We start from the raw sequence: 7,992 nt of genomic DNA, 5'->3' as shown, positions 1-7,992 counted from the left end.
CAGCGCGTAACAGCGCGAGAACCCCGGCAGCTTCAGGTGCGAACCATCGAACTGCTGCGGCCGCGTGGCGTTGAACAGGTCGTTGTAGGTCCGGCACAGCCGCTCGCGGCGCTCGGCTTCGTCGAAGGCCCAGGCCGCGAAGCGCTCCTTGATCAGCGCCAGCTTCTCGCGCGCCGCCAGCGTCTCGTCGGGATTGACGATCATGCGGTCGCTCTCCGGGTCCGGGTCGCGCACCGTCGGCACCTGCACGTTCAGCGCGCACTGCACCAACTCGATCGCGTTCAGCCGCGAGGTGCCGAACTCCTGCGTCACCTTGACGTTCTGGCGCGCGCTCCACTCGGGGTAACGCACCGACCAGGCCCCGGCCTGCGCCGAGTAGCCCACCTCGCAGTCCTTCTGCTCCAGCACCTGCCGGATGAAGTCCTCCACGTCGCCGGCGGGAATCCACACCGCGCCCACGCGCGGCTCGATGGCTGCCGGCGGCAAGTCCTCCGGCTGCACCCGCTCCAGCGCGGTCACGTTGCGTGCGGCCTCCGGGCCGGCGGCCAGCGCCTGCCTGAGCTTGGCCTTGACCTCGCCGGACAGGTACTCGTCGGCGGTCTTCCACAGCCCGTCCGCCGGGTCCAGAAACACCAACCCACGCTCGGCCAGGGCATCGAGCACCGCTTGTGGCGGCGCCGACAGCAACTGGCCCATCCAGGCCGGATCGACCCGGCCGCGCCACTGCACCGAGGCGGCGAGCGCCTCCTCCGGTTCGGCTGCGGCTTCGGGCTCGACAATCCTCGCCAGCGTGCGCCGGCTGAACAGCGCCGCCTTGGTGGCGGTCTCGGTCTCCTCGTCGTAGTGCTCCAGCGACAGCAGCAGCGGGTAGTCGGGGTCGCGCCGGAACGCGAGTGCGTTGGCCCGGTTCGACAGACACCCGAAGCGCGCGACGTAGCGGTCGTAGCTGCCGTTCAGCATGGCACGCTCGTGGCGCTGCCGGCTGTCGTTGGCATCCGCCAACTGCAGATCGAGCAGGGCTCTGGCATGGTCGCGGATTGAACACAGGCCCGAGATGCGGGCGCGCTGCGTGGCGTTCAGGCGCTCGTGGATGTCCACCAGTTCGCCGTCCTCCACGCGATGCACGCGGCCGTGGTGGAGGTGGTGACTCCCCGGCCTTGCTCCGCCGGGCGCGGTTGATGCTCGGCGCTGGGCCGGAATCGCCTCCGGCGCGGCGGCGCTGTACACGCCGCGTGGCAGCAGGTCGACTCGCCGCGGCAGCTCTGCGGCCAGGTCGCCGTCGAACACCGCGGTCGGCACCGGCTCGTGGCCGTTGCTTTCCTGGCGGATACGGCCGATGCAGAACTCGGGTTGCGCCGCATACCACTGATTGATCTGCAGGTAGCGTTCGCCGCAGCGCGGATCGCGCAGCGACTCGGGCACCACGCTCAGGCCCAGCCACGGTTGCTCGTCGGCTTCGCCCGGTATCCGCTTGCGCAGGAACAGGATGTCGGCCTGCACGTCGGTCGACGCGATCTCGGCGAAGGCGCCGCGCGGCAGGCGGATCGCGCCCAGCAGCACCGCCTGCGACGCGAGGTAGCGGCGCACGGTGTCCTCCCAGGCATCCATCGTGTGGCTGCTGGTGATGAAACAGGCCAGCCCACCGGGCCGCAGCAGGTCGAGCGCGCGGCCGAGGAAGTAGTTGTGGATGCTGAAGCGGCTATAAGGCCGGTTGCTCGAATCGGCCACCTTGTAGGCGCCGAAGGGCACGTTGCCGATTGCCAGGTCGTACCAGTTGTCGGCCAGCGGCGTCTTCTCGAACGCGCCGATGCGCACGTCCACGCCGCTGGCGCCGTACAGCGCCCGCAGCATCCGACCCGAAAGCCGGTCGATCTCGATGGCGGTGACCGAGCATTGCTCGGCCAGCGCCGCTGGCATCGCGCCGAGGAAGTGGCCGATGCCGGCGCTCGGTTCGAGCACGCGGCCTCCGTTGAAGCCAAAGCCCTGAACCGCCTGCCACATCGCCGTGATCACCGCGACCGGGGTGTAGTGGCTGTTGTTCACCGACGCGAGCGCCGAGCGGTGATCGTCGGCGTCGAGCGCATCGCGCAGTTGCGCGGCGCGGCCGGCCCAGGCCGGCTCCGTCGCTTCGTGGTTGAAGCTCGCGGGCAGGCCGCCCCAACCGGTGTAGCGCAGGAGCGTGCCACGCTGGGCATCGTCGGGCTCGCTGCCCGACGCGTCGAGCGCGCGCAGGGTCTCGATCGCGGCCAGGTTGGCCTCGAACTTGGCGACGGCGCCACGCGGGATGTCGAGCCCGCCGGCGGGCAGTTGGGGCCAGGGGCACCTCGAGGCGTTCGGCGTCGGCGGCCCGCTCGGCCGCCACAACGGCAGTGGTGAACGAGGCTCGTGTTCCTCTTCACCCGGCTCGTCGTCGAGCGGCGGATCGGGAGGAACGGGAGGGAATGGAGGCGAGGGCGGCGCGAAGGCCGCGGCAGGCTCTGGCTCGAAGCCGGGCAGCCAGGAACAGGGCTCGGGAATGCGGGCCATGGGGTTCTCCGTTGGGGCGACGGAGACGCACCTGCCCCGCGGGGAGATGGCTCCCCGTCAGGGTGGATGGATGGCCCACCGGATGCGCGGACGCAGGGGTGGGTGGCTCTGGTGCCGCGCGAGGCGGCGATCAATCAGTCAGATGCGGTGTCGGTGTGCCGCGGGCATCGGGCTCCTGGCGGAGCACGAAGGGGCGTGCAAGGCGGGTAACGACCGCGGCGCCGACGCAGGTCGGGGCTGGGCAGGCGGATGCCTGCGGGTAGCCCTTGCACTGTGCGCGAAGGCATATTGGTCCGATCGCGTCTCAACCAGTCGCCACTGCCAAGGCCCGATCTGGCAGGGGCCGCGCGGTGGCGGCTGGCGCCCGACGCGCCGACAAACGCTACGTCGTCGAGGCCCGTCCGCCGCAACGGGACTGCTCGGCACCAGTGATTGGAGCGTCGGCGATGTGGCCGGCAACGGACCTTCAGCTTGCGCCGAGCACGGGCAGCACCTGGCCACAAGCTGCCGGTCGGGCCGCGCTCGAAAGATCTCGCCTCGGCACGCACTCGAAGGGCAGGATTTCGGTGAAGAGTCTCAGGTTCCTTTCGGCTCGACCCGGCCGAAACCCGCACCTCGTCGGAGCATCTTGAAGCGCACGCTCGATGGGCGCTGGACAACGGTACGTGTGCGTTCGTCGCTCTACCAGCCCGGCGAGTCATCTGCCTGAAGTGCCGTCGACGCGTGCGCCCGCGGTGACAATGAGGTAGCCCCGAGACCGGCCCGAGTCGAGGTCGACAGTGTTCATGGCCACCCACAGCTTGCTCAGCGGTACCCACGTATGGAGATACTTGTAGGCCGCCACGTCCATGACCAGCAGGCGATCCGTCGCCACGTGGTACGCGCCAACAGGAGAGATGTGCCCGGCGCCGGCTTGCTCCACAGCGCCACGGTCGTAATTGACCACCAGGAAGGTGAGCGGCTCGCTGAGCGTCTCTTGGGCGTCGGCACGAAAGGTGGCGACGTCGCCGAATTTGGCATGAACCGTTCGGACCACGAGACCGTGCGCACGTAGAAGCACGGCAAGTTCCTCGAGCGTCAGACCCGAGAGCGAGACGGCCAGCTCGCTCTTGGTGTCCGGCGTGGCGGTGCCGAAGAGCGAGAACTGGGTGACCGGGTTCGATGGGCGCAGCGCAGCGTTGATGACCGCAGCACTCGTTGCAGGGCCGCAGAAGGCACGTCGGCCCTGGGGGAGGAGAAATGGTTTCAGCTGAGCGAGGTCGGTCTTGTAGACGGACTCCGCCAAGAAGTGCTGGCCTTCCATGGACGCGCCAGAGATCAGCTCGCCCGCGAGCGGCAAGGCTTCGATGGGGGAGGCGCGAAGATGTACCAGGCCAACCCGGCCGAGGTCGCCAGCAGAGGCGCGACGGCGAGAGTCGCCGCGATGTTCATCGCACGGTTCATCGGCATGCTCAAGCGACGATCGCCGCGCTACGGGATTCTGTGTGCCATTCGATCCGTGGCCTCACATCCGCAGTGCGAGGATCAGCACCAGCGTCGCAAAGCACATCATTGCATTGCAGGCATTGACCGCGACTGCGCGCGTCCAACGCTGCGCATCCTCGTACAACCAAGCCGCCATGGTCACATTGGCGCCCACCCACGTCAGCCAGGTGAACCAGGAGTGCTGCTGCGAGTCGCCACTCGTGTAGATCGCCCAGATGGTGGGAAGGTATGCCAGCAATCGAAGGGCGTTGAACAGCGCGAACGACCACGCCAGCACGGCCAGGTAGCGGCAGCGCGCCGGCACGCGCGGCGGGTGGCAGGTGGCCAGGCGAACTTGCATGCTCCTCGACTCCTATCCGAGCGCCGGCTCGCCGTGGGCTTCCAGCACGGACCATGCACCCGTCGTCTCGCACGCCGACGACAGCGCCAGGCCCGCGTCGGCGAGGAGGCGGGCGTACTCGCTTCGGCTGCGTTCCCGTCCGCTCAGACTCACCAGCATGTTCAGGTCCGTGCGGGCAACCTCCCGGTCGCGCGGGCCGTGCCCGGCAGATTCGGGACGCAGGCGTTCGATCACCACCAGCCGTGCCCGGGGGGGCATGGCGTCGACGCATCGCGCCAGGATCCGCCGGCAGGACTCGTCGTCCCAGTTGTGGAGAACGCTCTTCAGCAGGTAGAGATCGGCCCCGGCTGGAACGCCGACGAAGAAGTCCCCCGCCTCGATCCGGCAGCGTGCCGCCACGCCGCAGCGGTCCAGCACGGCTGCCGCGCCTTCCAACGCCGCGCTCTGGTCGCACAGCACACCGCACGCCGACGGTACGCGTTGCAGCACGGCAGCCAGTAGTTCGCCCCGACCGCCGCCGACATCCACGACGCAGCGGGTCGAACTCAGCTCGAGATGCGACACGATGGCGGGAGCGACTTGCCGGGTCAGCTCGACCATCGCCCGATGGAATACGTGGCCCGCGTGCGCGTCCGTGGCCAGCCGTTCGTAGCCTCCGACGCCGTGATGCCGTTCGGACCAGCTCGCGCCGCTGCGAACCGCCTCTGGCAGTTCGCCCAAGCGCTGCCACAGACCTCCACCGGCGTGACGGGCCCAGTGGTGCAGTGACAGCGGCGCATCACGACACAACAACTGACCCCTGGGCGAGAGCCGCCAGCAATCGGTGGGCACAGGCTCGCACAGTTCAAGGGAGGCCATCGCAAGCAACAGACGCCGCAGCGCGTTGACGTCGCTGCCGCTCGCCGTCGCCAGCGACGCCGTATCGGCGACCTGTTGCGACAGGCGGTCGGGTAAATCGAGCTCGCAGGCCGTCCGGATGACCTGCGTGACCCAGGCGCCATTGATCATGGCAAGAAGATCGGCTGCATCGCAGGAAGAGCCGCGAGCGTCGACTGCCGGTGTTGAAGCCTGCATGGCCTTGGCTTCCTATTCGGCCTTCAAGCCTGCTTCGCGGATCAGCCGCCCGAACCGTGTGTGTTCGGCTCGAACGAAATCGGCGAAATCGGCGGGCGAAAGTCCACCGCCTTCGGCGCCGGCCTTCGCGAAGAACCGCTGGCCTTCGTCGCTCGTCGCGGCCCGATTGATCTCCGCGTTCAGGCGGTCCACGATGGGTTTCGGCGTGCCAGCAGGCGCGCTGACGCCCGTCCAGCCGATGTACTCATAGCCCGGCACGCCGGCCTCGGCGAGCGTTGGCACGTCCGGCCAGTCCGGCACCCGGCGGCCACCTGTGACCGCCAGTGCGCGCAACGCGCCCGATTTGGCATGCGGCAGCAGCGGCGTCAGCCCTTCGATGGCCCAGTCCACCTGCGACCCCAGCAGCGCTGTCAGAAGCGCACCGCCGCCCTTGTAAGGCACGTGCACCGCTTCGATGCCGGTCATGCGCTTGAGCTGTTCGGCGGCCAGATGTGGCGGCGTGCCGTTGCCGTTGGAGCCGTAGTTCATTGCCCCCGGCCTGGCCCTGGCGCGCGCCAGCAGATCGGCTACCGAGCGGATCGGCGAAGCCGCCAGCACCACGAGCGCCAGCTGGCCAATGCCGAAGCGAGCCACCGGCACGAAGTCGGCCAGCGCGTCGTAGCCGAGCCTGGCGAACAGGTGCGGATTGATCGCCGCGATGCCCTGGTGCGTGAGCAGCAGGGTGTAGCCGTCGGGCGCAGCACGCGCCACCTGCTCCGCAGCCAGGTTCCCGCCGGCGGCGGCATTGTTCTCTACGATGACGGGCTGGCCGAGTGCCGAGCCGAGACGCTCTGCCAGCCAGCGTGCGCGAATGTCGGTAACGCTGCCGGCGCCGCCGGCGATCAGGCGGATTGGCCGGCTGGGCCACTCGGCGGCAAGCGCGGGCCAGGCCAGGGCCGCACAGCCGGCAACGCTGAGGTTCAGGAACTGGCGACGATGCAGCTTCATGGTGACTCCTTTGCCATCGGTCGAGTCCACTCTAGGCGCCGGTCCGATGCATGGGAATACTCTGCTTGTTGCAGCCGCCTTCAACTGCTGGTTGAAGCGCCTCGAAACGCGTGGCGCATCTTCTGCAGGAGCACACCATGGACAGACTCCGCGCGATCCGCTACTTCGTCTCCTCCGTCGAGGGTGCCAGCTTCTCCGCCGCGGCACGCCAGCACGGCGTGAGTGCGGCAGCCGTCGCCAAGCAGGTGGGCGCGCTCGAATCTGACATGAACGTGCAGTTGCTGGTGCGAAGTGCCCATGGCATCACGCCGACGGTTCCGGGGCGCGCGTTCCTGGAGACGTGTCGGCCCGCCCTGGCACAGCTCGACGACGCGGTCGAACAGGCCGCTGCCTCGGCCACGCGGGTGCAAGGCACCGTGGTCGTGGGCGTGCAACCGGTCATCGCCCAGGAGGTCCTGACTGCGGCGCTTCCCAGGTTTTGCGCCCTGTTCCCCGACATCCAGCTCGACATGCGCTACTTCATGAACATGTCCGAGCTGCAGGACCGCAGCCTCGACGCCATCCTCGTGATGGGCTGGCCGCAGCAAGTGGGCAATCTGGTCGCTCGGCCCTTGGGGGCCACGACCTTCATGGTCGTGGCCTCGCCAGCCTACTGGGCTGCGCATGGCACACCGCAGCATCCCCTCGACCTGGAGCAGCACAACTGCCTGTGCATCCGCTCGAACACCGGGTCGGTGATGGACCTGTGGCACTTCAGGCGAGGCAACGAGCATGTGCCAGTGGCGGCACGTGGCTCGGTCATCGTCGACAACGTGCACCGCGACATGGTGCGCGATCTGGTCGTGTCGGGCGTCGGCGTGGCTCGCCTGCTGGACTGGCACCAACGCCCCGGGCGTGAGGTGGCGAGCGGCTTGCTCGTTCCGGCGCTGACGGAGTGGGTTGTCGACGAAGTGCCGCCCGTCAATCTGCTGTACGCCCCGAGCGTGCGGCGCACGCCCCGCGTGCGGGCGTTTCTCGACTGGGTGGTGCAGTTGTTCGCAGAGGTCGAGCGCGAGCGCCTGCGGCCGCTTCCGGCCACCGCGATGCCCCATTGGGCGAAGAGGAAGCGCCGGCGCGCGTCCGAGACGCGCTGAGGGAAGAGTACGTGCCGCCGAGCGGCATCAATGTCTGCGATGGCGGCAAACAGGCCTTTGCCAAGGACGGTCGCTTTCGGGATGCCTTCTGATGGCCGACCGCCGGAGTCCATGAGCGACCGCTCCGTACACGCGAAATGCGAGGAAACCGTACTCGCCGTCGGGCGGATTTGGAGCGAGCCGATGGGCCGGTATGGGTCGACGGCTGCCGACCGATCCCGCGCTGCGAGCGACCGGCGTCAGCCAGGTTGCCGACGGCCACTCCGCGTTGGTCGACGGTATCTTGATGGCCGGGAAGGAGCCACCACGGAAGCCTGTTACTTCGGCGCCCATCCCTTGCCAGTTGACGACGCGATCCCTCGTGGGAACCTGAATCCACGGGCCGATGTCGCGCCCGCCCTCATTCAGGAGCCCCCATGAAACTCTCCAAGCAGGAGCTGGAAGCCG

5 protein-coding genes and 1 pseudogene are annotated in these 7,992 nt (G+C 68.7%); 1 reads left to right on the top strand and 5 read right to left on the bottom strand.

Annotation, left to right across the window (positions count from 1 at the left end; genetic code table 11):
• From QZV97_RS19820 to QZV97_RS19800, 5 genes and pseudogenes are all read right to left on the bottom strand, one after another.
• Window positions 1-2,526: pseudogene (locus tag QZV97_RS19820) on the bottom strand (DEAD/DEAH box helicase); the annotation flags it as partial.
• Window positions 2,527-3,223: 697 nt separating this feature from the next.
• Window positions 3,224-3,865, bottom strand: coding sequence for a phytochelatin synthase family protein (locus QZV97_RS19815; protein ID WP_295646892.1), 642 nt, complete (start codon window positions 3,863-3,865; stop codon window positions 3,224-3,226).
• 165 nt (window positions 3,866-4,030) lie between these two features.
• Window positions 4,031-4,351: a hypothetical protein gene (locus QZV97_RS19810; protein WP_295646888.1), complete on the bottom strand. Its 321-nt coding sequence runs from the start codon at window positions 4,349-4,351 to the stop codon at window positions 4,031-4,033.
• 12 nt (window positions 4,352-4,363) lie between these two features.
• The gene (locus QZV97_RS19805; protein ID WP_295646885.1) at window positions 4,364-5,359 is read right to left on the bottom strand and encodes a methyltransferase; all 996 of its coding nucleotides are present in this window, start codon (window positions 5,357-5,359) and stop codon (window positions 4,364-4,366) included.
• 78 nt (window positions 5,360-5,437) lie between these two features.
• Window positions 5,438-6,412: a tripartite tricarboxylate transporter substrate binding protein gene (locus QZV97_RS19800; RefSeq protein ID WP_295646881.1), complete on the bottom strand. Its 975-nt coding sequence runs from the start codon at window positions 6,410-6,412 to the stop codon at window positions 5,438-5,440.
• 137 nt (window positions 6,413-6,549) lie between these two features.
• Between QZV97_RS19800 and QZV97_RS19795 the strand changes: the two genes are divergently transcribed.
• Complete coding sequence (locus tag QZV97_RS19795; RefSeq protein WP_295646878.1) at window positions 6,550-7,545, top strand: LysR family transcriptional regulator; 996 nt, start codon at window positions 6,550-6,552, stop codon at window positions 7,543-7,545.
• Window positions 7,546-7,992: the final 447 nt, after the last annotated feature.

It is taken from the genome of uncultured Methylibium sp., from assembly GCF_902826655.1.
Classification (GTDB): Bacteria; Pseudomonadota; Gammaproteobacteria; order Burkholderiales; family Burkholderiaceae_C; genus Methylibium.
The sequence above is the reverse complement of the archived record's forward strand: the minus strand, read 5'-3'. Positions and strand labels throughout refer to the sequence as shown.